At 26.5% G+C, this 24,478-nt stretch carries 22 protein-coding genes; 20 read left to right on the forward strand and 2 right to left on the reverse strand.

The window, feature by feature from the left end; genetic code table 11:
• Nucleotides 1–3: 3 nt before the first annotated feature.
• Nucleotides 4–366, forward strand: a complete 363-nt coding sequence (locus tag BLP75_RS05895; RefSeq protein WP_092724729.1) for a DUF1667 domain-containing protein — start codon at nt 4–6, stop codon at nt 364–366.
• Nucleotides 367–488: 122 nt separating this feature from the next.
• The gene (locus BLP75_RS05900) at nt 489–1,151 is read left to right on the forward strand and encodes a TrkA C-terminal domain-containing protein (protein WP_092724730.1); all 663 of its coding nucleotides are present in this window, start codon (nt 489–491) and stop codon (nt 1,149–1,151) included.
• Nucleotides 1,152–1,200: 49 nt separating this feature from the next.
• Here BLP75_RS05900 and BLP75_RS05905 read toward each other — a convergent pair whose 3' ends face one another.
• Together BLP75_RS05905 and BLP75_RS05910 are read right to left on the reverse strand one after the other, a co-directional pair.
• A complete protein-coding gene (locus BLP75_RS05905) occupies nt 1,201–2,298 on the reverse strand; it encodes a DUF1648 domain-containing protein (RefSeq protein WP_092724731.1) in 1,098 nt (365 codons plus the stop codon).
• The gene (locus tag BLP75_RS05910) at nt 2,291–2,680 is read right to left on the reverse strand and encodes a GntR family transcriptional regulator (RefSeq protein WP_092724732.1); all 390 of its coding nucleotides are present in this window, start codon (nt 2,678–2,680) and stop codon (nt 2,291–2,293) included. Before BLP75_RS05910 ends, BLP75_RS05905 begins: the two co-directional genes overlap by 8 nt.
• A 278-nt stretch (nt 2,681–2,958) precedes the next feature.
• Between BLP75_RS05910 and BLP75_RS05915 the strand changes: the two genes are divergently transcribed.
• The 18 genes from BLP75_RS05915 to BLP75_RS06000 all read left to right on the forward strand — a co-directional run bounded on the left by BLP75_RS05915 (nt 2,959) and on the right by BLP75_RS06000 (nt 24,320).
• Nucleotides 2,959–4,971 carry an ATP-dependent DNA helicase gene (locus tag BLP75_RS05915; RefSeq protein WP_092724733.1) on the forward strand — a complete coding sequence of 671 codons (2,013 nt, stop codon included), beginning with the start codon at nt 2,959–2,961 and terminating at the stop codon, nt 4,969–4,971.
• Nucleotides 4,972–5,117: 146 nt separating this feature from the next.
• A complete protein-coding gene (locus tag BLP75_RS05920) occupies nt 5,118–6,236 on the forward strand; it encodes a 4-hydroxybutyrate dehydrogenase (RefSeq protein ID WP_092724734.1) in 1,119 nt (372 codons plus the stop codon).
• Nucleotides 6,237–6,491: 255 nt separating this feature from the next.
• Complete coding sequence (locus BLP75_RS05925; protein ID WP_092724735.1) at nt 6,492–7,379, forward strand: ABC transporter ATP-binding protein; 888 nt, start codon at nt 6,492–6,494, stop codon at nt 7,377–7,379.
• Complete coding sequence (locus BLP75_RS05930) at nt 7,379–8,194, forward strand: ABC transporter permease subunit (protein WP_092724736.1); 816 nt, start codon at nt 7,379–7,381, stop codon at nt 8,192–8,194. Before BLP75_RS05925 ends, BLP75_RS05930 begins: the two co-directional genes overlap by 1 nt.
• Nucleotides 8,195–8,208: 14 nt before the next feature.
• Nucleotides 8,209–8,994: a histidinol-phosphatase HisJ gene (gene hisJ, locus BLP75_RS05935; RefSeq protein ID WP_092724737.1), complete on the forward strand. Its 786-nt coding sequence runs from the start codon at nt 8,209–8,211 to the stop codon at nt 8,992–8,994.
• 81 nt (nt 8,995–9,075) lie between these two features.
• The gene (locus BLP75_RS05940; protein ID WP_092724738.1) at nt 9,076–9,336 is read left to right on the forward strand and encodes a YkgJ family cysteine cluster protein; all 261 of its coding nucleotides are present in this window, start codon (nt 9,076–9,078) and stop codon (nt 9,334–9,336) included.
• Nucleotides 9,337–9,569: 233 nt separating this feature from the next.
• On the forward strand, nt 9,570–10,403 hold the full coding sequence (locus BLP75_RS05945) for an AIM24 family protein (protein WP_092724739.1): 834 nt from the start codon (nt 9,570–9,572) through the stop codon (nt 10,401–10,403).
• Nucleotides 10,404–10,776: 373 nt separating this feature from the next.
• Entirely contained in the window at nt 10,777–13,674 is a 2,898-nt protein-coding gene (gene mutS / locus BLP75_RS05950; protein ID WP_092724740.1) for a DNA mismatch repair protein MutS, read from the forward strand.
• A 95-nt stretch (nt 13,675–13,769) separates the two neighbouring features.
• The gene (gene mutL / locus BLP75_RS05955) at nt 13,770–15,923 is read left to right on the forward strand and encodes a DNA mismatch repair endonuclease MutL (protein ID WP_092724741.1); all 2,154 of its coding nucleotides are present in this window, start codon (nt 13,770–13,772) and stop codon (nt 15,921–15,923) included.
• Between the two features lie 15 nt (nt 15,924–15,938).
• Nucleotides 15,939–16,871 (forward strand): tRNA (adenosine(37)-N6)-dimethylallyltransferase MiaA, encoded by a 933-nt coding sequence (gene miaA / locus BLP75_RS05960; protein ID WP_092724742.1) that lies wholly within the window; start codon nt 15,939–15,941, stop codon nt 16,869–16,871.
• Nucleotides 16,872–16,964: 93 nt separating this feature from the next.
• On the forward strand, nt 16,965–17,207 hold the full coding sequence (hfq, locus tag BLP75_RS05965) for an RNA chaperone Hfq (protein WP_092725235.1): 243 nt from the start codon (nt 16,965–16,967) through the stop codon (nt 17,205–17,207).
• A gap of 143 nt (nt 17,208–17,350) precedes the next feature.
• Nucleotides 17,351–17,866 (forward strand): transcription repressor NadR, encoded by a 516-nt coding sequence (locus tag BLP75_RS05970; RefSeq protein ID WP_092724743.1) that lies wholly within the window; start codon nt 17,351–17,353, stop codon nt 17,864–17,866.
• A 116-nt stretch (nt 17,867–17,982) separates the two neighbouring features.
• Complete coding sequence (locus BLP75_RS05975) at nt 17,983–18,546, forward strand: hypothetical protein (RefSeq protein WP_092724744.1); 564 nt, start codon at nt 17,983–17,985, stop codon at nt 18,544–18,546.
• 146 nt (nt 18,547–18,692) lie between these two features.
• The gene (locus tag BLP75_RS05980) at nt 18,693–19,970 is read left to right on the forward strand and encodes a methionine gamma-lyase family protein (RefSeq protein ID WP_092724745.1); all 1,278 of its coding nucleotides are present in this window, start codon (nt 18,693–18,695) and stop codon (nt 19,968–19,970) included.
• Between the two features lie 145 nt (nt 19,971–20,115).
• Nucleotides 20,116–21,030, forward strand: a complete 915-nt coding sequence (nadA, locus tag BLP75_RS05985) for a quinolinate synthase NadA (protein WP_092724746.1) — start codon at nt 20,116–20,118, stop codon at nt 21,028–21,030.
• Nucleotides 21,023–22,339, forward strand: a complete 1,317-nt coding sequence (locus BLP75_RS05990) for an L-aspartate oxidase (RefSeq protein ID WP_330385790.1) — start codon at nt 21,023–21,025, stop codon at nt 22,337–22,339. Before nadA ends, BLP75_RS05990 begins: the two co-directional genes overlap by 8 nt.
• A complete protein-coding gene (nadC, locus tag BLP75_RS05995; protein ID WP_092724747.1) occupies nt 22,317–23,159 on the forward strand; it encodes a carboxylating nicotinate-nucleotide diphosphorylase in 843 nt (280 codons plus the stop codon). Before BLP75_RS05990 ends, nadC begins: the two co-directional genes overlap by 23 nt.
• Nucleotides 23,160–23,237: 78 nt before the next feature.
• Nucleotides 23,238–24,320 carry a M42 family metallopeptidase gene (locus tag BLP75_RS06000; protein ID WP_092724748.1) on the forward strand — a complete coding sequence of 361 codons (1,083 nt, stop codon included), beginning with the start codon at nt 23,238–23,240 and terminating at the stop codon, nt 24,318–24,320.
• The last annotated feature ends 158 nt before the right edge of the window (nt 24,321–24,478 follow it).

Consider the following 24,478-nt stretch of genomic DNA (forward strand, 5'->3'; position numbering starts at 1 on the left):
AAGATGGCAAATATAACTTGTATAGTTTGCCCAATGGGATGTCCATTGGTAGTAACTAAAACAGATGATGGATATAAAGTAGAAGGAAACACTTGTAAGAGAGGGGAAAAATATGGAGTAGAAGAATTAACTGATCCTAAGCGAGTTATAACTTCAACTGTAAAACTTGAAAAATCATATTTAAACTTACTTCCTGTCAAAACACAAGATTCAATACCTAAAGATATGATGTTTGAAATAATGGAAGTGCTAGATAATATAAAAGTAAGTGCACCAATAAATGTAGGTGATGTTATAATAGAAAATATATTAAATACAGGCGTTAATATAGTAAGTGCAAAAACTGTTGAAGAAGTAAGTGCATAACAAATAAGTAAAAAACTGCTAATTAGAATTAAACTAATTCTAATTAGCAGTTTTTTTATAAAAGTAACTCATAAACAACTCTTTACATAAAATTAATATATATATTAAAATAGGAGTGCTATATGAGAACTGTTGCAACATTTATAATATGTTTGATAATTTTTTTAATAATAATTGATATATTTGCAGTACTATTTAGATTAACAGGTTTAAGTAGAGAAAAAGCTAGGTTTCAAGTAATATCACTTCTTACAAGTACAGGATATACAACAAGGGAAAGTGAATTAATAACTCAGCATCCAATAAGAAGAAAATTAGCTAGTGCATTAATGGTAGTAAGTTATGTAAGTACTTTAACATTTATATCATTTCTAGTTAATATGCTGTCAAATAGTTTAATTAATATAAAATCATTATCAGCAATAATATTATTTGTAATATGTGCAGTACTTTTTTTTAAAAGCCCTATATTAGAGGTTTTAGAAGACTTAATAGAACATTTAGTAGAAAAATCTTATCTATGGAGAAAATCAAATCCTAAGTATTTAAATTTTATTACTAAGCATAGAGGATATTCTATATGTGAAGTATATTTAGAAGAAAGCTGTGACTTAATAGGAAAGAGCATAAAAGAAAGTAAGTTAAGTAGTATAGAAATTAAAGTTTTAAGTATTGATCAGGGATATGAAATTATAAATTTTCCTAAACCTGATTATATATTTCAAGAAAGTGATAAGCTCATGGTATATGGGAATACAAAAAACATAAAAAATAAATTTTATTAAAAAAGCAGTGTAAATAAATTGTACAATTTATTTACACTGCTTTTTTATATTAAGTTAAAAATAAAAGAGATAATAGAATTATTAAAAATGGTAATATAAATATTAGCTTACCTTTAGTTGTTCCTACATTAACTGTCCAACCAACTCCAAATCTTTTACTTACAAATATTGAAGGGTCATTAGGATTATTATAAAGACATCCAAAGATCCATAGACAATCTTCATCATCAATTGAATAAACAGCATCTTTTGCCTTGGCAGGTGACTTGTAGTATAAATAAGTAAGATAAATAGATGATAATACAATTATAATAGTTGAAGACAACATAATAGGAGTATTTAGATTTCCACCTTTTAAAGTAGCTATTAAAATATTTATAAATAAGGCTTGACAGCTTATATTTAAAGCTAAGAATGTATACCCAAAACTTTTTAAATAACGTAGATGAAGTTTTTTACTATTATCAATACTAGTAGTAGATAGCTTAGCTCTAGATTTTAGAGAATATATTGAAGAAATATATATAACAATACTAAGTCCAATCATCATAACAACTTGAGCTAAGATTAAGCCAAATGATTTATCAGCAAAATCATCAGGTGCTCCACTAATACCCCAATGAGTTGGAATAGTGTTTGGTATTGAGTTATACTGTATTAACATATAAATTCCAACTAAAACAACTGCAATAATAGGTATAGCTAAAACTATTGAAAATTTATTTATTATTATGTTTTTTTCATTTATAAATTTTGTATCTAAAATAATTTTCGTTTTTTCTAATTCTACCTTTGGATCATTTAAAGATAACTCAGATTTTAAATTTTTTACTTTATTGTGTATATGAACATATACTACAAATTGATATAGACAAAAACCTAGCATGGGTACAATAGAAGAAGCTACATAAGCATTAAATCCATAAATTAAAGCTAGCGTTATTATACTAAACAAGATAAATCCTATAGTAACAAGTGATTTAAATCTTTTATCTAAGTTTTTAAAGTCTGGTTTATCAAAATAATCACTATTTAAACTAATTCCGTAAAATTGTCTTTTTCCACTTAGAGCTTGAGTAAAATATATCAAAACATAAAGCAATAAAAGTGTTGGAATGTTAATTAATAAAGCTATTGTACTATTCATAATCTTTCACCTCATAATCATTAAATAATTTACTTGCATAATCTAAAAATTCTTCGCGAGACAGTCCTAAAAGATAACTTTGAGCAACTAATAAATCAAGCATAGATTTTATCTTGTTTTCATTTATATCATCTTTAGGTAAAGGCAGAGAATTAACAATAGCTCCTTTTCTTCTGTCTATATTTATATAACCTTCTTCTTTAAGTAAGTTATAAGATTTATTAACCGTATGAAGGTTAACACCTATTTCTTCAGCCATATTTCTAACAGACGGTAAAGATTCATTTATTTTTAAGTCACCGCTTGCAATAGATTTTATGATTTGTTCTCTAATTTGTGTATATATTGGAACATCGCTATTAAAATCTAAATTTAAAATCATTTTTTACACCTCCACATTTAAGTTAATGTTTGTTAAAACTATTTGTTATATATATTATATAACAAACGTATGAAATGTTACAACTAAAATTAAAAAAATATGAAATTTTATAAATTAATATTAAAAAGTCACATAAAAATAATTAGTTTAAAATGAAATTAAAATGGTAAATATATATAATTGAACTTTGATAAACTATGATATAATAATTAGTCTAAAATATATAAATGATAGAATATAAGCTAAATGTTTAAAAATAAATATTTAAGGAGAAAAACATGTTTTGGTTTTCAGATAACAAAAGCAAAAAAGATAAGGTTGATAAATATGAAGAATTAGAAAAGTTGGTTTGGAATTTTTTTATGGATGAGATACCTAGATTAGGATTTGAGCAAAGAGAAGGCCAAGAAGATATGGCACTTGATATTTGTTATTCGATAAAAGAAAAAAAACATACTATAGTAGAAGCAGGTGTTGGTATAGGAAAATCTTATGCATATATAGTTCCATTAATGTATTATAACATGTTATTCAACAAACCTGTTTTAATAGCAACTTCAACAATTGCACTTCAAGAACAGTTAATAAAGGATGTAAAAAAGATTTGTTCATATATAAAGCATAGGCCAGAAATAATATTAGCTAAAGGAATGACTCACTTTGCCTGCAGAAAAAGATCAGATGAATATTATAAAGATAAAGATGGTGTAAATGAAGACGAAGAAACACTTTATAAGTATATAGAAAGTGGGACAGTAGATAGACGATTTATAAACTTAGATATAAATGATGATATTTGGGAAAATGTATCTATAAAAGCAACTGATCACAGCAAATGTGAATATTTTAAGACTTGTAGATTTATGAGACTTAGAAATGATATGCTAGAAACTAAAGGGGTTATTCTTTGTAATCAAGATTTATTAACAGTTCATTTTCAAAAATTAAAAAAAGGTCAAAAAGGGCTTTTAAGTGACAATATAGACTTAATAGTTATAGATGAAGCCCATAATTTAGAAGATAAAGTAAGAAGTTCTTTAGTAGAGAGCTACACTAAAAATAGTATAAAAAACTTATTAAAAGAGTCTAGAAATAGTATAAAGAAAAATAATATAAAAAATAATTTATCTTTAACTATAAAAAAAGTATATGATTTATTAGACAAATGGTTTGGAGAGTTAAATAATCAAATACAAAATCAGATAAATGAAGACAAAAACTTTAAAACTAATGAAATTGAAAGATTTTTCATAAATACAAAAAAACATAAAGAATTAATTATTAACATTGATAAAAATATTAAAAACATTCATGAAAAAGTACAATTTTATAGTGATAGTAACTTAAGTGAAGATATAGTTGAGGAATTAGAAAATTTAATATATTTCTTAGAAAACTTAGTAGATGATAAATCAAATAATTTATTCTGGATGGAAAAAAATAAAGGTATAGAGATTTTTTCGTGTCCTAAAGATATAGATAAAGAGATAAGTAGACTTTATTTTGATAAAACCAAAACAACTATACTAACATCAGCAACTATAGCAGATAAAAGTAAAGGAAATGAAGAAGAAAAATATGAATATTTTATAAAAAATACAGGATTTGATGCAAAAGAAGGATTTTTAGCTCCTCAAAAGTATTCACCATTTAACTATAATGAAAACTCAATGATTTATTATTTAGAAAATATGCCTCATCCAACTTATGAAAGAAGTGATTTTATAAAAAAAGGGGCACAAGAGATAATAAAGCTATTAGAAATTACAAAAGGTAAATCATTAATACTATTTACTTCAAAAAATGATTTGAAAGAAGTATATAATATATTAAGTAAGCAAGATTTAAAATACAAATTACTTGTACAACGTATGTCATCATCACAAGATGAGATATTAGAAGAATTTAAAAAAGATGAAGACTCTGTATTATTAGCAACAGGAACTTTTTGGGAAGGAATTGATATACCAGGAAAGGCTCTTTCAAATCTTATAGTGTTTAGACTTCCATTTCCAGTACCAGATCCAATAATTGAGTATAAAAGAAATACTTGCGATGATTTTTTAATGGAAGTTAGCGTTCCTTATATGATAGTGAAACTTAGACAAGGAGTAGGGAGACTAATAAGAAAACACGATGACAAAGGAATTGTAGCAATTCTTGACTCTAGAATAGGGGACTCATCAAATAGTAAGTACAAAGATATTGTATTTGATTCTCTTCCAATAAAAAACAGAAGTAATGATATTGAATTGGTAAAAAAATTTTGGAATAAAAAATGTAAATTATAAAAAATTATATAAAGATAGTAAGAATATAAAACAACATTTTTACTATCTTTATTTTGTATACAATATGAAGATATGAAATGTTATAATATGAGTATCAACTTTTGTTTTAATCTATAAAATACATAAAGTAAAAAGGAGATATTTATATGAAACAACTTAAATTATTAACAGAAATTCATGCATTTGATAGTTTTAAAGAATTTGTAGATGAATTTAAAATTGGAAAAGATGACTTATTATTAACTAGAAGTTCTATATATAATGAATTTATAAAAGATTTAAATTTAGAATGTAATATTGTTCTTCAAAATAAATATGGCAATGGAGAACCTAGTGATGAAATGATAAATGAAATAATAAAAGATATACAATATATAAATTATAAAAGAGTGATAGCTATAGGTGGGGGAACTGTAATTGATATATCAAAATTACTTATATTTAAAGATACAAAAAATTGCTTAGATCTATTTGAGAGAAAAGTAGATCTTATAAAAGAAAAAGAACTTATAGTTATTCCTACAACTTGTGGAACAGGAAGCGAAGTTACAAATATATCTATAGCAGAAATTAAATCAAAAAATACTAAGTTAGGATTAGCATCAGATGAATTAACACCTGACTATGCAGTTCTTATACCAGAATTAATGAAAAACCTACCATTTAAAGTATTTATGTCAAGTTCAGTAGATGCATTAATACATGCGATAGAATCTTTTGTTTCTCCAAAATCAAATGAATTTAGCGAATTATTTGCTATAAAAGCCATTGAAATTATAATAAAAGGTTATAAAGAAATAATAAAAAATGGTATTGAATATAGAAAAAGTTTATTAAAAGAATTTTCAATAGCAAGTAATTATGCAGGAATAGCATTTGGAAATACAGGAGTTGGAGCTGTACATGCAATGTCTTATCCTCTAGGTGGCGTTTACCATGTTCCTCATGGAGAAGCCAACTATCATATGTTTACAGAAGTATTTAAATTGTATAATATAAAAAATCCAGATGGTAAAATAAAAGAAGTAAATAAATTATTAGCTAATATTTTAGAACTAGATAATGAAAAAGATATTTATTTTGAAATAGAAGTTTTACTAAATAATTTGTTAAATAAAAAACCCTTAAGAGATCTTGGAATGAAAAAAGAAGATATAAATGAATTTGCAAATAGCGTGATTAGTACTCAACAAAGACTATTAGCAAATAATTATGTAGAAATAACAAAAGAAGAAATGATAAAAATATATACAAACTTATATTAATAATTATTAGGAAATTAAATATAAAAAAGGAGATACCTTAAATTATAGGTATTCTCCTTTTTTACTCTTAAGGTAACTATTACACTTGATAACCTATAGATAATTACTGTAATCGGAGCCTAAGCGAAGCAAAATTTTTAGCAAATAAATAGTATTAAGTTAGTGATATATTACAAAAGTTTATGTATACTTACTATAAGAAATAATATTATATAGCTATTAAAAAGTACAATTACAAATAAAGGGGAAAATTCTATGAATATAATAGAAACTAAAAACTTAACAAAAAATTATGGAAAGAATAGAGGAATACAAGACGTAAATATTTCTGTTAAAGAAGGTGAAATATTTGGATTTATTGGACCTAATGGAGCTGGTAAATCAACAACTATAAAGACATTATTAAATTTTATATATCCAACTAGTGGAAGTAGTAAAATACTAGGAATGGATATTGTTGAAGATAGTTCAAAAATAAAAGAATATATAGGGTATGTTCCAAGTGAAGTAAGATATTACGAGGATGTAAAGGTTAAAGATATTATAAAATACTCAAAAAGCTTCTATTCTAAAATAGATCAAGAGTATGTTGATAAAATTTGTAATGAATTAGAATTAGATATGAATAAAAAAATGGGAGAGCTAAGTCTTGGAAATAAAAAGAAAGTATCGATAGCTCAAGCATTAATTCATAGTCCTAAATTATTAATATTAGATGAACCTACGAATGGATTAGACCCTTTAATGCAGAATAAACTTTTCAATATTTTATTAAAAGAGAAAGAAAAAGGTAATACTGTATTTTTATCTTCACACAATTTAACAGAAGTTCAAAATTTATGTGACAGAGCATGTGTTATAAAAGATGGAAAAATCATAGATATAATAGAAATTGAAAAAGAAATTTCTAAACTTAGCTTAAAGATAACCTTAACTAGTAGTGATATAACTAAAGAAATAATTTTAGGTTTAAGTAGTAAATTATTAAGTAATAAAGAAAATTCATATACATTTACATACTCAAAAGATATAGATACTCTTATAAAAGAAATAAGTAAGTTTAAAATTGATGAACTATTAATAGAAAAAGAAAATCTTGAAGATACTTTTTTAGACTATTACAAAAATAAGGAGATAGAGTAATGAATATATTTAGATTTGAGTTTAAAAGATTATTAAAGTCAGGTATAGTATGGTCTTTAATTTGTGGATTTTTAATAGTATTGTTTATGGCATTATTTCCAAGTATGGAAGATATGGGTATGAAAGAGATTGTTAATTCAAAGATGCAGGGAATGTCAGTTGATTTACTTAAGGCATTTAATATTGATGTAGCTGTTGATTTTACAAATATATTTGATTATTTAGGATATGCAATTCAATATATAGCAATGGCAAGTGCTATATATGGAGCAATATTGGGAGTGAATTCTCTTATAAGAGAAGAAAGTCAAGGAACTATTGAATTTTTATATTCAAAACCAATAACTAGAACAAAAATAGTTACATCAAAATTATTATCAATCGTTTTAATATTTTTGATGTATATTATGATTATAGGTATACTTGCAATGGGAATTTGTTATATTGTAAAACCTGAGGATGTTACAGTTATAGATTTAATTATTAAAATTAAATCTGTATTTATAGGAATCACACTTATTGGATTTGTGTTTATGTCATTAGGATTATTAATATCATCAATTATAAAATCTGATAGAGGTGCTATTCCTATATCTATTGGAATATTTTTCGTTTCATACTTTATAGGAATGATAGGTAAGTTAAAGGAAAGTTTTGAATGGCTAAAATATATTTCACCTTTTGATTACTTTGTGCCAAGTAATATTATGAAAAATGGATTTGAGCTTAAATATATTATAATTAGTGTATGTATAATAGTTATTTGTGTAATTAGTAGTTATGCAATATATAAAAATAAAGATATGAATATATAGAAGGGGGAAAGAATATGAAAGATGGTCATATACACTCACCTTACTGCCCTCATGGTAGCAATGATGACTTTGAAGAATATGTAAAAAATGCTATAGATAAAGGATTAACTGAAATTACATTTACAGAACATTTACCGCTTCCTAAAAATTTTGAAGATCCTTCGCCTAAGAAAGATAGTGCTATGGATGAAAGGCTGCTAATGAATTACTTTAGTGATGTAAAAAGAATTAAAGATAAATACAAAGACAAAATAAAAATAAATGTTGGAGTAGAGGTAGATTTTATAGAAGGCTATGAAGAAGAAATAAAGTCTAAATTAGATAAATACAGTAAATACATAGAAGACTCTATTTTATCTTGCCATATGTTAAAAATAGAAGATAAATATTACTGTATTGACTCTAGTGTAGATGGTTTTGAGAAAATAATTGAAAAGTTAGGATCATTAGAAAATGTTTATAATAAATATTATGAAACTTTAAAACTTGCTGTAAATAGCGATTTAGGTAAATATAAACCTAAAAGACTAGGACACCTAAATCTAGTAAGAAAGTATAATCAAATTTTTTCATATGATTATACAGGAAATAAAACACTAGAAGAGGTTATTAAATTAGTGAAAGAAAAAGACTATGAATTAGATTTTAATATATCAGGGATAAGAAAACAGTATTGCAAAGAGCCATATATACATGGATATCTTTTAGAATTAGTAAAACAATACAATATACATACTGTATTAGGATCAGATTCGCATGATTGCAGTACAATAACAGGAAAACAGTATAAAAACATTTAAATACTATAATGTATAGATATAAAATTATATATATGGTACTATATAAAAATATCAAAATCAACTTAAGGAGCGATTTAGCTTATGGAATGTAGACCAAATTGTGGAGCTTGCTGTATAGCACCATCTATAACATCTAATATACCTAAAATGGAAAATGGAAAACCTGCTGGCGTTAGATGTATACAGTTAGATGAAAATAATATGTGTAAAATATTTAAAAATCCCAAAAGACCCAAGGTGTGTGGAGAATTAAAACCTTGTAAAGAAATGTGTGGATCAAATCAAGAAGAAGCTTTAAAGTATTTAAGTGAATTAGAAGAAGCAACTAGTCCTAGAAATTAAAAAGAAATTACCCTTAGATAAAAATTTATCTAAGGGTTTTATATTTTTCTAAAATATTATTTATCTTTATTAATCATAGTACTAGATATATCGACTATAAATTCATTATAGTGAGGAAGAGATCTAAAGAGAATTTTAAATTCGATTAATTGATTTTCTATATCATCTAATTTAAAATAGTTAAAAGGATATGATACAATCTTATTATATACAACGATAAAAAAGGAGAACATATGAATAAACTAGAGAATAATATAACAGTTATTGATAAAGCGTCTTATGATGGTGTAGAGTTTGAAGTTGTTGCATACAATGACTTACAAGGAGCGCAAAGTATTGATACAGCAATGGGGTTATTTTTTGCTAATCAAGCTGGACTTAAAATGAAGCAGGTAAGAATTAAATTAAATAATGCTACAGTAAAAACAGAGGCTGGTGCACTATACTATTATAAAGGTAGTATAAAGTCAAAAGCTAATGTTGGTGGAGTAGGAGGACTATTTAAAAAAGCAGTATCTGGTACTATAACAAATGAAAGTACTATAAAGCCTTCATATAGTGGAAGTGGAGAAATACTTCTAGAACCTTCATACAAACATTATATAATGATGGAACTAGATAATGACAGCATAATAGTAGACAAAGGCATGTTTTATTGCTGCTCAGATGATATTAATATAAAAGGAAGCATGCAAAAAAACATTTCAGCAACTTTATTAGGTGGAGAAGGAATATTCCAAATAGAACTATATGGAAGCGGAATAGTTGTTTTAGAATGTAACGTTCCTAAAGATGAGTTAGTAGAAATTGATATAAAACAAGGTGAAGAATTAAAAGTTGATGGAAACTTTGCAATAGCAAGAACTAAAGGTGTAGAATTTAGTGTGACTAAATCAGATAAGAGTCTGTTTGGTTCAGCTATAAATGGAGAAGGATTATTAAATACATTTAGTGGTCAAGGAAAAGTATGGATAGCTCCTACTCAGCCAATGTACGAAAGAATGAATTATGGCCTTCCAACTCATAATAATTCTATGAATAATCACTCATCTCGTCAAAAGGGATAAAAGTTAACGTAGAGGAGTTAATTAAAGAGAGTTGATTTTAATGACACCATCAATTTTGTAATTTTTTTATAGGAGTTGTATATGCAACTCCTATTTTAATGCTAAAAAACTATAAAATATTAATTAAGGACATGTGTGATTAGGCATGATCTTGCAAAGTAGACATTGGGTATGTAAATAGTAGCCCCTTAATAATATATTAAGATAAGTTAATTTTTTATAGTCTAATTTTGTATATAAACTTAATAATAGTTTTCAGTTATGATATAATAATTAACTAGACTAAAATAAAATTCAAAAATGAATTATTAAAAGTCTATTTTAATTTTAAAATTAAGCTTAAATTAGTAAGAAACAAGGGAGGAATCCACTAATGAGTATAGATAGAAATAAATTAACTCCAATGATGAGACAATACTTTGAAGTAAAAGATAGATATCCAGACTGTATATTATTTTTCAGACTAGGTGACTTTTATGAAATGTTTTTTGAAGATGCAATAGTAGCATCAAAAACACTTGAAATAGCATTAACAGGCAAATCTTGTGGTTTAGATGAACGTGCTCCTATGTGTGGTGTACCTTTTCATTCAGCAAATGCATATATATCTAAATTAGTTGAAAGTGGATACAAAGTTGCAATAGGAGAGCAGATGGAAGATCCAGCAACTACTAAAGGATTAGTAAAAAGAGATGTAATAAGAGTAGTAACTCCTGGAACGGTACTTGAAGGAAGTCTGCTTGAAAATAAAAAGAATAACTACTTAATGAGTTTATATAAAGAAAATGAAAATATAGGATTAACTTATGTAGATATAAGTACAGGTGAAGTAAATGCAACGTGCTTAAAAGAAGATAAATTAATAGAAGAAATTGCAAAAGTTCATCCAACAGAAATAATTCTTAATGATTTAAACTATATAGAAAAGCTTAATAATATAGCAACATTAAGCAATATTTATATAAATGAAAACTTTAGCCAAAATTATCTTAATACAAATATTTTAAATGAATATTTCTCGGACAATTACTTGGATAAATTACAATTTGATGAAAATGGATTTATAAAAAATAGTTTATCAATTCTTTTAAATTATATATATAATACTCAGAAGCAAGTAACGTCAAATATAAACCAAATAAATATATATAATAGTAGCGAATATATGGTATTAGATATGTTTACTAGAGTTAACTTAGAACTTACTCAAACTATTAGAGGAAATAAGAAAAAAGGTTCATTATTACACGTTTTAGATAAGACATCTACAGCTATGGGTGGAAGACTTCTTAGAAAATACGTAGAAGAACCATTAGTTAATAAAGATAAAATAGAAAGAAGACTTAATGTTATAGAAGAAATAAAAGAAGATTTCATGCTTAGGGAAGATTTGTTAGAAACTTTAAAAAGCGTATATGATATAGAAAGAATATGTGGAAAAATAGCTTTTGAAAAAGTAACACCTAAAGAGATGATTCATTTAAAAAATTCTATAGAAAAGCTTCCAAATCTTAAAGAGACTATAAATTCGTCAAGTGCTGATATACTTAAAATGTATATAGAAAAAATGGATAATCTAGATGATATTTATAGCTTAATAGAAGAAGCTATAAAAGAGGAGCCAGGTATAACTATAAAAGAAGGTAATATAATAAAGTCTGATTTTAATGATGAATTAAGAGAACTTAGAGATATATCTAAAAATGGAGCATTTTTAATTAAGGAAATAGAAAATAGAGAAAGAGAAAAAACAGGAGTTAAATCTTTAAAAATAGGATTTAACAAAGTGTTTGGGTATTATATAGAAATAACAAAAGCAAATTTATCAACTGCTAAAATTGATGAAAGTTATATAAGAAAGCAAACTTTAAGTAATGCAGAAAGATATATAACTCCAGAACTTAAAGAAATAGAAGATAAAATACTTAATGCAGAAGAAAAAATAAAAAGCTTAGAATATGAGATATTTGTAAATATAAGAAATACTATATATGAAAATATAGATAGAATACAAAAAACTGCAAAAATAATAGCAAATATTGATGTATGTGTATCTTTAGCGACAGTTGCATATATGAATAATTATGTAAAACCTAATATAAATGAAGGCAATAAATTAGATATACAAAATGGGAGACACCCAGTTGTTGAAAGTTTAGTAGGAGAAGAAAACTTTGTTCCAAATGACACTTACTTAAATTCTGGAGAAAATATAATAAATATAATTACAGGACCAAATATGGCAGGTAAATCTACTTATATGAGACAAACTGCAATTATAGCATTAATGGCACATATTGGTTCATTCGTACCAGCAGATTATGCAGATATTCCAATACTTGATAGAATATTTACTAGAGTTGGAGCAAGTGATGATTTAAGCCAAGGTCAATCTACATTTATGGTTGAAATGAGTGAAGTAAGTCATATACTAAAAAATGCTACAGATAAAAGTTTAGTTATACTTGATGAAATAGGTAGAGGAACTAGTACCTATGATGGAATAAGCTTAGCTTGGTCTATAGTTGAATATATACAAGGAAAGATAAAATGTAAAACTTTATTTGCTACTCATTATCATGAACTTACAGATTTAGAAAATGAATTTGATGATGTTAAAAATTACTCAATAGCCGTTAAAGAAGATAGTGATAATATAATTTTCTTAAGAAAAATAATTCCACAAGGTGCAGATAAGAGTTACGGTATATATGTTGCAAAACTAGCAAAGCTACCAGATGAAGTTATCAATAGGTCAAGAGAAATATTAAATGATTTAGAAAAAAATCATGTTTATGAAAGTGTATCTATAAATCAAGAAATTAAAAGTCAGGATAATATATCACAAATAAACTTTGTAGATGTGGATATAGAAAGTAAAGCAAAAGAATTAGAGATAGAACTTGATAAAATAAGAAAAGATAAGATTAATTTAGAAAATCAATTAGAAAATATAAAAAATGAATCTTTTAAAGATAAAGAAATAGTTGAAGAGTATAATACTTTAAAATCTCAATATGAATCATTATATAAAAACTACAAAGAAATAAAAGCAAATAATAAATTATTAAATGATGAGAATTTAAAAATAAAAGAAAATATAAATAGTGCCCAAGTAGTAAAGGAATCAGCTATAACTCAAATATCTTTTGAAACTATAGAAAATGATAGCTTATCAGATGAAATAGTTAATTTAGATATATTAAATATGACACCACTTGACGCTATGAATGCACTTTATATGTTACAAAAGAAAGCAAAAATGCATTAACACTCTTATGTACTCAACTAAGTTTATTGATTAGAAAGTTATATCTTAAAAAATTAAATTGGGAGATAAGCAATTTATAAGGAGGGAGGTTTTTTATGCATAGAATTAATATCCTAGATGATTTGACTATAAATAAAATAGCTGCTGGGGAGGTTGTTGAAAGACCTTCCTCTGTTGTTAAAGAATTAGTTGAAAACTGTGTGGATGCAGGTAGTACTAAAATTATTATAGAAATTGTAGATGGTGGTAAAAAGCTTATTAGAATAACAGATAATGGATGTGGTATACCATCTAGTGAAGTTGATAAGTCATTTTTAAGACATGCTACAAGCAAAATAAATAAAATAGATGATTTATATGATTTATATTCTTTAGGATTTAGAGGAGAAGCATTGGCATCTATATCGGCTATTAGCAAATTAGAAATGATTACTAAAACTAAAGATGAACCAATAGGAACTAAAGTTGTAGTAGAAGGCGGAAAAGTAATTTCTAAAGAACCAATAGGTGCTACAAATGGTACTACTATATTAATAAAAGATATGTTTTACAATACACCTGTTAGACAAAAATTCTTAAAATCAACACATGCTGAAACTATAAATATAAGTGATTTAATAAATAAATTAGCTATAGGCAATCCTAATATTCAATTTAAATATATAAACAATAATAAACCTATGCTAAATACTCCAGGAGACAATAAGCTTACAAGTGTTATTAGAAGTATTTATGGAAAAGATGTATGTGAGAATCTAATAAAGGTAGAACAGAAATGTAAATATTTTAATGTGAAAGGATATATAGGCAATAATAATGTATATAGAGCTAATAAAAATTTACAACATGTTTATATAAATAAAAGATTTGTTAAAAGTAAGGTAATATTAGATGCTTTATCAGAAGCATATAAAGCTATAATACCTATTAATAAACACGCGGTATGTTTTTTAAGTATAGAAATAGATCCATCCAGTATTGATGTCAATATACATCCAACTAAGTTAGAAATAAAATTTGAAAATGAAAAAGAACTTTATATAGAACTTAGAGACTTTTTAAAAAGAGCATTATTAAATACTAATTTAATAGGAAAATATCAAACATTTGATAAGCCTATTAAAGAGGACATAAAGCTAGAACAATCTAAAAAAGATTCAATACAAAATAAAAGCGAAGTAAAAGTAAAGAATGGGTTAGAATATATACCTTATAAAGCGGATTTAGATCATACTAAAGATGTTGATGTCATCGATGTTGATACTAATCCAATAGGCTCATTTATATCTGTCAATGATTTATTAAGTAGCGATAAGTCTGATAAAAAAATAAATACGTTAGAAGAGTATATAATAGAACATGAAAAAGAAGAAATAAATAAAGAAAGTGAAGAAAAATTTAAAGACTATACTAATATGCATGAAAGTGTGTACTCAAAGAATATTTATGAGGACTACTCAGATAGAATTGATAGAAGTAGAGAACTACAAAAAAGTATAGAAAAAAGTATAGTTAAGGATTTAGATAGTGGTTATTTAATGGATAAAGAGGTAGCTTTAAATTTAAATGACTATAAAAATGAAAACTACAATGAAGATAATATTAATATAGAAATACAAGAAGACACTCAGGAACAATTTTTTGAAGATGAAAATACAAAAAATAATAAATTTACATTATCTGGTTATAATGTAATTGGAACAATATTTGATACTTATATAATTTTATCTAAAGGAAATTCAATGTATTTATTAGATCAACATGCCGCTCATGAAAGGGTGTTGTATGAGAGATATATGGATAAGTTTTATAAAAGTGAAATAAATATGCAAATGTTGCTTGATCCAATAGTATTGGAACTCTCAACTGTGGATATGCTACATGTTGAAAAAAACTTAGATTTATTTATGAAATTTGGTTTTGAAATTGAAATCTTTGGTAATAATCATATAATGATAAGATGTGTACCCACTGTATTTGGAGTTCCTGAAAGTGAGAAATTTATACTACAAATAATAGATAATATAGAGGAAATAACAAATAATTATGAGCTAAAAGGAGAGCGATTTGCGTCTATGGCATGTAGATCAGCAATTAAGGCTAATGATAAAATAAACAACCTAGAGATAAATAGTTTATTTAAACAAATGGAAGAATGTGCAAATCCTTTTACATGTCCTCATGGAAGACCTGTTATAGTAGAAATTTCTAAAACTGAAATAGAAAAAATGTTTAAAAGAATTATGTAGAATGGGAAGATGACTATGAAAAAAATACCACTTATAATACTTACAGGACCAACAGCTGTTGGGAAAACAGATTTATCAATAAACTTAGCAAAATCTTTAAATGCTGAAATAATATCAGCAGATTCTATGCAAATATATGAGTATATGGATATTGGTAGTGCGAAGGTAACTAAAAAAGAGATGAACGGAATTACTCATTATTTGATAGATGAAGTAAAACCAGATTATACATTTTCTGTTTCAGAATTTCAAAATAGATCGAATAAATACATACAAGAAATTCATGAAAAAGGTAAAAATGTTTTAGTAACTGGAGGAACGGGGCTTTATCTAAATTCGTTGATATATAATATGGATTTTGCTAAGTCTAACGCTAATAATGAGCTAAGAGAACAATTAAGGTTAGAACTTGAAGAACATGGAATTGAATATATGCATGAAAAATTAAGAACCTTAGATAGTGAAAGTGCAAATAGAATTCACAAAAATAACACAAAAAGAGTTATAAGAGCGTTAGAGGTTTGTTTAAGCGGAGAGAAAATGAATGATTTCTCTAATGACTTAAAATTTAATGAAAAATATAATCCGATTATAATTGTTTTAAATAGAGAAAGAGAACATTTATATGAAAGAATAAATAAAAGAGTAGATATAATGATGGATGGTGGGCTAATAGATGAAGTTAAAAAACTTTTAAATATGGGCTATACTAAGGATCTAATATCTATGCAAGGAATAGGATACAAAGAAATAATAAAATACTTAGATGGTGAATACACTTTAGATGAAGCCATCGAAATAATAAAAAGAGACTCAAGAAGATATGCAAAACGTCAATTAACTTGGTTTAGAAGATATGAAAATGCAAAATGGTTTAACTTAGACGAATACCAAGATAAAAAGGCTTTAGAAAAAGATATCAATAATTATATTGAAAAAATGCTTTAATTTATATATTATATAATAGAGGAATAGTATAAAATTACCAATAATATATATTAATCTTTAAATTTAATTAAGATCTCGGGAGGATATATGCAAATGAAAAACTCAGTATTAAATTTACAGGACTTATTTTTAAATAATGCTAGAAAAGAAAGAATACCTGTAACTATATATTTAATGAATGGTGTACAAGTAAAAGGAATTGTTAAGGGGTTTGATAGTTATATAATATTATTAGAAGGAGATAATAGACAACAAAACATGATATATAAACATGCTGTGTCTACTATACTTCCAGGGAAATATATAAGTTTCCAAAATCCTAATCAACAAAAATAATATAATAATAATATAAATTATAAAAGCTCTGCAAAGATATATAACTTTGCAGAGCTTTTAAATTAATAAAAAATATTCTCTAGATAGTTATAGATTAATGGTATATAATTAAGTTTATAATTATAATAAAATGAGGTGCAAAAATGAGTGCAGCAGAGAGAAGAGAAGAAATATTAAATATTTTAAAATGTTCATCTGAAGCAATTAGTGGAACTAATTTATCTGAAAAATTAAATGTTAGCAGACAAATTATAGTTGGAGATGTAGCTTTACTTAGAGCAACAGGAGTAGATATAATATCAACTCCAAGAGGGTATATATTAAATAATAAAGAAAATAATGATGACTGTGTAATAAAAACAATTGCATGCAAACATAGTGAGGATTGTATAGAAGATGAATTAAATACAATAGTAGATGAAGGTGCGAGTGTTATAAATGTAATTATAGAACATGGAGTGTACGGGCAACTAACGGGCAATCTACATGTATCTTCAAGAAGAGATGTAAAATCATTTATGAGTAAATTAAAAGAAGAAGAAGTCAATTCTTTAGCTAGATTAACCGATGGAGTACATCTTCACACCATAAAATGCAAAAATGAGGAAGCATTTAAGTTAGTTTCAAAAGCTCTAAAAGAAAAAGGATATTTATATTAAGTTAAACTTAATATAAATATCCTTTTTCTTTTAGAGCTTAAAATAATTGACAAGTGTTGCTTAAAATAATAAACTGTAAATAAAGGTGTAAAGACACATGTAAATAGAGGGAGTATATGAATAAAAAATTAAATACATCATCGATTATATTATCAGCACTGTTATGTGCTATAGGAATTATAATACCTATGTTTTCACCAATTAAAATAATATTAGAGCCAGCATCATTTACTTTAGCAAGCCATGTAGCGATATTTATAGCTATGTTTGTTTCACCTGGTACCGCATTATTTGTTACAATTGGAACTACAATTGGTTTTTTATTAGGAGGATTTCCTATTACAGTTGTACTTAGAGCATTAAGCCATGTGGTATTTGTTACTATAGGTTCTTTATATTTAAATAAAAATAAATCAATTATTAATAATACTAAAAGTTCAATATTATATTCATTTGTTATAGGATTAATTCATGCAGTTAGTGAGGTTTTAATAGTTATTCCTTTCTATTTTGGGTCAACTCTTACGCCTGGATATTATGAGCAAGGATTCATGGTTTCAGTTCTTGGCTTAGTAGGGATTGGAACATTAATACACAGTATGATAGATTTTTCATTATCAGTGTATATATGGAATTTAATACCTAAAAGTATTGTAAAAAAGTCTGCTATTAAAGCATAAACTTAAGAAAAATTAAGTGAGCACTCAATTTTAACTTGAGTGCTTTTATTTATGTAGAAACAAAGAAAAGAGTATATAACTTGAACAAAACAAAGCAATATGATAAAATTCTAATGTTGAAATTATAAAAAAGACAGGTGAAAACAATGCTAAATGAAACAAAAGAATTATTGAAAAATTTCTATGGCTTAGATAATGAAACTTTTGAATTATCTGAAGAAGTCATGAAAGAAATAAAAGATAGATTTGAAGAAATAAAAGAAGTAAGAGAATACAATCAATATAAAGTTTTAAAAGCTATGCAAGAAGCTAACTTAAGTGATAATCATTTTAACTGGACTACAGGATATGGTTATAATGATATTGGTCGTGAAAAAATAGAAGAAATATATGCTAAGGTATTTGGTGCAGAAGATGCTATAGTTAGACCTATAATAGTAAATGGTACACATGCATTAAGTTTATGCTTACAAGGTCTAGTTAGACCAGGGGATGAAATCTTGTCAGTAACAGGTGCACCATATGATACATTACAAGGAACTATTGGTATAAGAGAAGAAAAAGGATGTTTAAAAGAATTTGGTGTTACATATGATCAAGTTGATTTCTTAGAAAATGGAAATGTTGACTTAGAAGGAATTAAAGCAAAATTAAAAGATGAAACTAAACTTGTAATGATACAAAGATCTAAAGGATATTCTTGGAGAAAATCACTTACGATACCAGATATAAAAGAGATAATAGACACTGTAAGAAGTGTAAAACCAGAAGTTATAATTATGGTTGACAACTGTTATGGAGAGTTTATAGAAACACAAGAGCCAACTGATGTAGGTGCAGACATAATGGCAGGATCTCTTATAAAAAATCCAGGTGGAGGTCTTGCATTAACTGGTGGATATATAGTTGGTAGAAGTGACTTGGTAGAGCTTATATCATATAGATTAACATCTCCAGGTATAGGGAAAGAGTGTGGTCTAACATTTGGAACAAGTAGAACGGTTCTTCAGGGATTCTTTATGGCTCCATACGTTGTATCTCAAGCCGTAATGGGAGCAATATATTGTGCTAGAATGTTTGAAAAAATGGGATATGAAGTACTTCCAAAATATGATGATCCAAGAAGTGATATTATACAAATAGTAAGACTTAAAAATGCTGATGAGGTAGTAGCATTCTGCCAAGGTGTACAGGCTGCAGCTCCAGTTGATTCATACGTAAAACCCGTTCCTTGGGCAATGCCAGGATATGATGATGAAGTAATAATGGCAGCGGGTGCATTTATACAAGGATCTTCAATAGAATTAAGTGCAGATGCTCCAATAAGACCGCCATATAATGTATATTTCCAAGGTGGACTTACTTTTGACCATTCAAAAATGGGAACTTTAAAAGCTATTGAATATATGAAAAAAAGTAAATAATAATGAGAACGAAGCTTATATAAGCTTCGTTTTTTTTGTTATAAAAGTATTAATTATTGAATGAAAAAATAAATAGTGCTACAATAACTTTACAGGTGTAAAGACACATATAAAGACTGTAAAGAAAGTGGTGTATTTAAAGAATATGAATTTAAAAGAGGAAATATTAAAATTAAAAAAAGAAAGAAACGCTATAATACTAGCTCATTATTATCAACCAGCAAATATACAAGAGCTAGCAGATGTTGTGGGGGATTCTTATTATTTAAGTGAAGTTGCAAGAGATAGCAAAGAAAATGTTATAGTATTTTGTGGAGTTAGATTTATGGCAGAGAGTACAAAAATTTTATCTCCTAAAAAGAAAGTATTAATGCCTGTATTAGATGCAGGATGCGTAATGGCTGATATGGCGTCTGAAGAAGAATTAATAAAGTTAAAAGAAAAATATCCAAATGCATCTACAGTATGCTACATAAATTCAACTGCAAAAGTAAAATCTCATTGTGATGTTGCAGTTACATCTTCAAGTGCATTAAATATATTAAGAAATATTGATAATGAACAAATAATATTTTTACCAGACAAAAACTTAGGTGGTTATATATCTGAATTCTTTAAGGGAAAAGAATTTATATTATGGGATGGTTACTGTAAATATCATAATAACATAAATAAAGATCAAATATTAAATTTAAAAAATAAACATGAAAATGCAAAGATACTTGTTCATCCAGAATGTAAAAAAGAAGTACGAGACATTGCTGATTATGTAGGTAGTACAAGTGGAATTATAAGCTATGCTACAAAATCTGAAAACATAGAATTTATAATTGCAACTGAAGAAGGCATACTTCATGAACTAAAAAAGAGAAATCCAGATAAGAAATTTTTTATACCAGGAGAAACAATATGTTGTATTGATATGAAAAAAACAACATTAGAAAATTTATATGATACCCTACTAAATATGAAAAATGAAATATTTGTAGAAGATGATGTAGCTAAAAATGCATTAAGATGCTTAGAGAATATGCACTGTTTAGCCAAAGAAAATGTATAAGATTATAAATAAAATAGTAGATGTATTAATAGTAGGTTCAGGGGTATCTGGTCTTTATAGTAGTTTGAATTTAAGAGAAGATTTGGAAATATTATTAGCGACTAAATCTGATTTGCAAAGAACAAATACATCTTTAGCACAAGGAGGAATATCCACTGCTAGAGATAAAAATGACATAGAGTTATTTATACAAGACACGCTAAAGGCAGGTAAATACAAAAATAATGTTGATGCTGTTAAAATATTGGCAAAAGAGTCTAAGTCAAAAATAATTGACTTAATAAACTTAGGTGTAGATTTTGATATAGATAATAATAATTTAAAGTATACGAAGGAAGGCGCACATAGCATTAATAGAATAGTACATATAAAGGATAAAACAGGTGAAGGAGTTGAAGATACTCTTATAAATAGAGTTAAGGAAAGAGAAAATATACATATTTATGAATATACATATTTAGTAGATATAATAAAAGATAAAAACAAATGTTTAGGAGCAGTGCTTATAAAGGATAATATACAATTTAATATATATGCAAAAAAAGTTATATTGGCTACAGGGGGGATAGGTGGAGTCTTTAAAAATACAACTAATCAAAAAATATTAAATGGTGACTCTATAGCTATAGCATTAAAACATAATATTAAATTAAAAAATTTAGATTATATACAAATACATCCTACAGCATTTTTTGAAGAGGAAAAAGGTGAAAGACGATTATTAATATCAGAAGCGGTTAGAGGTGAAGGTGCAAAGCTAATTGATATAAAAGGTGAAAGATTTATAGATGAGTTGCTTCCTAGAGATATAGTATCAAAAGCAATATTTGATCAGCTGAGAAAAACAAATTCATCATATGTAAATCTAGATTTAACTTTTATGAATAAAGACTATATTATTAAAAGATTTCCGTATATATACAGTGAATGTTTAAAAAGAGGCGTTGATATAACCAAAGATTACATAAAAGTTTCTCCAGCACAACATTATTTTATGGGGGGAATTGAGGTAAATTTAGATTCAAAAACATCTCTTGAAAATTTATATGCTGTAGGAGAAACTAGTTGTACCGGAGTACATGGAGCAAATAGACTAGCTAGTAACTCATTATTAGAAGGACTAGTTTTTTCAAAAAAAGCATCTGATTCAATAAATAACACTATAGATGATATTAATATAACTATAAAAAGCGTAGATAAAATAAAAAAAGATGTGAATGATATAAGAAAAAAGAATACAAAAATAGTCATAGAAGCTATAAAAGAAAATTGTGAGGGGTTTGACGATGAATTATTTGATTATAGATAATATAATAAAAGATGCATTAAAAGAAGATATACCAAATGATGATATAAGTACAAACTATACTATAAGTGAAAGTAGTGTATCTACAATTGAATTATTATGTAAAGAAGAAGGTATAATTGCAGGGCTTGAAGTTTTTAAAAGAGTGTTTTATATACTAGGCAAAGTGGATGTAACTTTATATAAAAATGATGGGGATAGAGTATATCCTAAAGATAAAGTAGCTTTTTTAAGAGGAAACACTAGAAATATTTTAAAAGGAGAAAGAGTAGCATTAAACTTATTACAAAGGATGAGTGGCATAGCAACTCTAACCAATTTATTTGTACAAGAAATTAAAGACAGCGATACAAAGATATTAGATACCAGAAAAACAACTCCTAATTTAAGAATATTAGAAAAATATTCAGTACGTGTTGGAGGCGGTAATAATCATAGATTTAACTTGTCTGATGGTATAATGCTTAAGGATAATCATATAAGTGCATGTGGTGGGATAAAAAAAGCTGTTGAACTAGTTAGAAGAAGTGCATCCTTTGTTAGGAAAATAGAAGTTGAAACTGAAAATCTAGAAATGGTAAAAGAGGCGCTAGAATCTAGTGTGGATATAATAATGCTTGATAATATGGATTTAGAAACTGCACAAAAGGCTGTAGCTATTATAAATAAAAAAGCAATAACTGAGTTTTCAGGTAATGTATCCCTAGATAATATTAAACAAATCAGTAACATAGGAGTAGATTATGTATCTATAGGTGCATTAACACATTCTAGCAAGGTATTAGACTTAAGCATGAAAAATTTAGTTAATATAACTGATTAAGTTAGTTATAGCACCTTATTGATTAACATATATATTAAATAATCAAATAAGTATATGTGATTAAATAAGGGGGTCAGGATGGATATTAATTTAGAAATGCTTAAAATTTTAACAGAAGCAGATGGAACTTGTGGAAATGAAAAAGAAGTTAGAAAAATAATGAAAGAATATATAAAGGATTACGTAGACGAGATATATACAGATAAGTTAGGAAGTTTAATAGCTAAAAAATCATTTGATAAAAATTTTCCAAGGATAATGATAGCCGGTCACATGGATGAAATCGGTTTTATGGTTACGGGAATAGATGAAAATGGTTTTTTATCATTTCAGCCTTTAGGCGGGTGGAGCACTAATGTAATGGGAGCGCAAAGAGTTACGGTAACTACATCAAGAGGGAGAAAAATAATTGGAGTAATTAATTCAAGACCTTTTTTTACACTTCCTATAGAACAAAGAAGTAAGTTACCTGATATGAAGGATATGTACATAGATATAGGTGTTAACTGTAAAGGTGAAGCGGAGTTGTTAGGTATAATGCCTGGAGATATGGTAACTCCATATTTTGAATTTAATACTATGGCAAATCCAAATTATTTACTTGCAAAAGCTTGGGATAATAGAGTTGGTTGTGCTATAGCTATAGATGTTATGAAAAGTTTGAAAGATGAAAAACTTCCAAATGAACTTTACAGTGTAGGTACTGTTCAAGAAGAAGTCGGATGTAGAGGTTCAAAAACAGCATCTTATATGGTAAATCCAGATATAGGATTTTCTATTGATGTAGGAGTTTCATCAGACACACCTGGAGTTAATAAAAGAGATGCTGTTGGAGAATTAGGTAAAGGCCCACTAATAAATATATATGATGGTTCTATGGTTGGTCATAGTGATTTAAGAAACTTTGTAATTAAAGTTGCTCATGAGTTAAATATTCCATATCAATTTTCATATATACCTTTTGGAGGAACTGATGCTGGTTCAATGCACATAAACTTAGAGGGTGCACCTTGTTTATATTTAGGCATAGCGACTAGATATATCCATTCACATGCTGGAATAATTCATAAAGATGACTATATTAATACAGTTAAACTTTTAACAGAGGTAATAAAAAGATTAGATGAGAATGCAGTAAAAAAAATTATTTCCGGTGAGTAACTTTATATAAAAATTTAATACAATAAATTTTGGGTAGAAACTATATATAGTAAAATATATAGTTTCTATTTTTTTAATCAATGGACGAAGTCGTTGGCGACATGAAGTGCAGCGCCAACATAGTGGCTTAAGCGAAGCGAATTTTTTACTGTTTACAT

Origin of the sequence: Romboutsia lituseburensis DSM 797, from assembly GCF_900103615.1 — a bacterium.
GTDB lineage: Bacteria > Bacillota > Clostridia > Peptostreptococcales > Peptostreptococcaceae > Romboutsia_F > Romboutsia_F lituseburensis.

Excerpts from the sequence above, each read along its gene's own strand:
- BLP75_RS05895 (WP_092724729.1), top strand. The coding sequence starts at position 4 with ATGGCAAATATAACTTGTATAGTTTGCCCAATGGGATGTCCATTGGTA.
- BLP75_RS05900 (WP_092724730.1), top strand. The coding sequence starts at position 489 with ATGAGAACTGTTGCAACATTTATAATATGTTTGATAATTTTTTTAATA.
- BLP75_RS05905 (WP_092724731.1), bottom strand. The coding sequence starts at position 2,298 with ATGAATAGTACAATAGCTTTATTAATTAACATTCCAACACTTTTATTG.
- BLP75_RS05910 (WP_092724732.1), bottom strand. The coding sequence starts at position 2,680 with ATGATTTTAAATTTAGATTTTAATAGCGATGTTCCAATATATACACAA.
- BLP75_RS05915 (WP_092724733.1), top strand. The coding sequence starts at position 2,959 with ATGTTTTGGTTTTCAGATAACAAAAGCAAAAAAGATAAGGTTGATAAA.
- BLP75_RS05920 (WP_092724734.1), top strand. The coding sequence starts at position 5,118 with ATGAAACAACTTAAATTATTAACAGAAATTCATGCATTTGATAGTTTT.
- BLP75_RS05925 (WP_092724735.1), top strand. The coding sequence starts at position 6,492 with ATGAATATAATAGAAACTAAAAACTTAACAAAAAATTATGGAAAGAAT.
- BLP75_RS05930 (WP_092724736.1), top strand. The coding sequence starts at position 7,379 with ATGAATATATTTAGATTTGAGTTTAAAAGATTATTAAAGTCAGGTATA.
- hisJ (WP_092724737.1), top strand. The coding sequence starts at position 8,209 with ATGAAAGATGGTCATATACACTCACCTTACTGCCCTCATGGTAGCAAT.
- BLP75_RS05940 (WP_092724738.1), top strand. The coding sequence starts at position 9,076 with ATGGAATGTAGACCAAATTGTGGAGCTTGCTGTATAGCACCATCTATA.
- BLP75_RS05945 (WP_092724739.1), top strand. The coding sequence starts at position 9,570 with ATGAATAAACTAGAGAATAATATAACAGTTATTGATAAAGCGTCTTAT.
- mutS (WP_092724740.1), top strand. The coding sequence starts at position 10,777 with ATGAGTATAGATAGAAATAAATTAACTCCAATGATGAGACAATACTTT.
- mutL (WP_092724741.1), top strand. The coding sequence starts at position 13,770 with ATGCATAGAATTAATATCCTAGATGATTTGACTATAAATAAAATAGCT.
- miaA (WP_092724742.1), top strand. The coding sequence starts at position 15,939 with ATGAAAAAAATACCACTTATAATACTTACAGGACCAACAGCTGTTGGG.
- hfq (WP_092725235.1), top strand. The coding sequence starts at position 16,965 with ATGAAAAACTCAGTATTAAATTTACAGGACTTATTTTTAAATAATGCT.
- BLP75_RS05970 (WP_092724743.1), top strand. The coding sequence starts at position 17,351 with ATGAGTGCAGCAGAGAGAAGAGAAGAAATATTAAATATTTTAAAATGT.
- BLP75_RS05975 (WP_092724744.1), top strand. The coding sequence starts at position 17,983 with ATGAATAAAAAATTAAATACATCATCGATTATATTATCAGCACTGTTA.
- BLP75_RS05980 (WP_092724745.1), top strand. The coding sequence starts at position 18,693 with ATGCTAAATGAAACAAAAGAATTATTGAAAAATTTCTATGGCTTAGAT.
- nadA (WP_092724746.1), top strand. The coding sequence starts at position 20,116 with ATGAATTTAAAAGAGGAAATATTAAAATTAAAAAAAGAAAGAAACGCT.
- BLP75_RS05990 (WP_330385790.1), top strand. The coding sequence starts at position 21,023 with ATGTATAAGATTATAAATAAAATAGTAGATGTATTAATAGTAGGTTCA.
- nadC (WP_092724747.1), top strand. The coding sequence starts at position 22,317 with ATGAATTATTTGATTATAGATAATATAATAAAAGATGCATTAAAAGAA.
- BLP75_RS06000 (WP_092724748.1), top strand. The coding sequence starts at position 23,238 with ATGGATATTAATTTAGAAATGCTTAAAATTTTAACAGAAGCAGATGGA.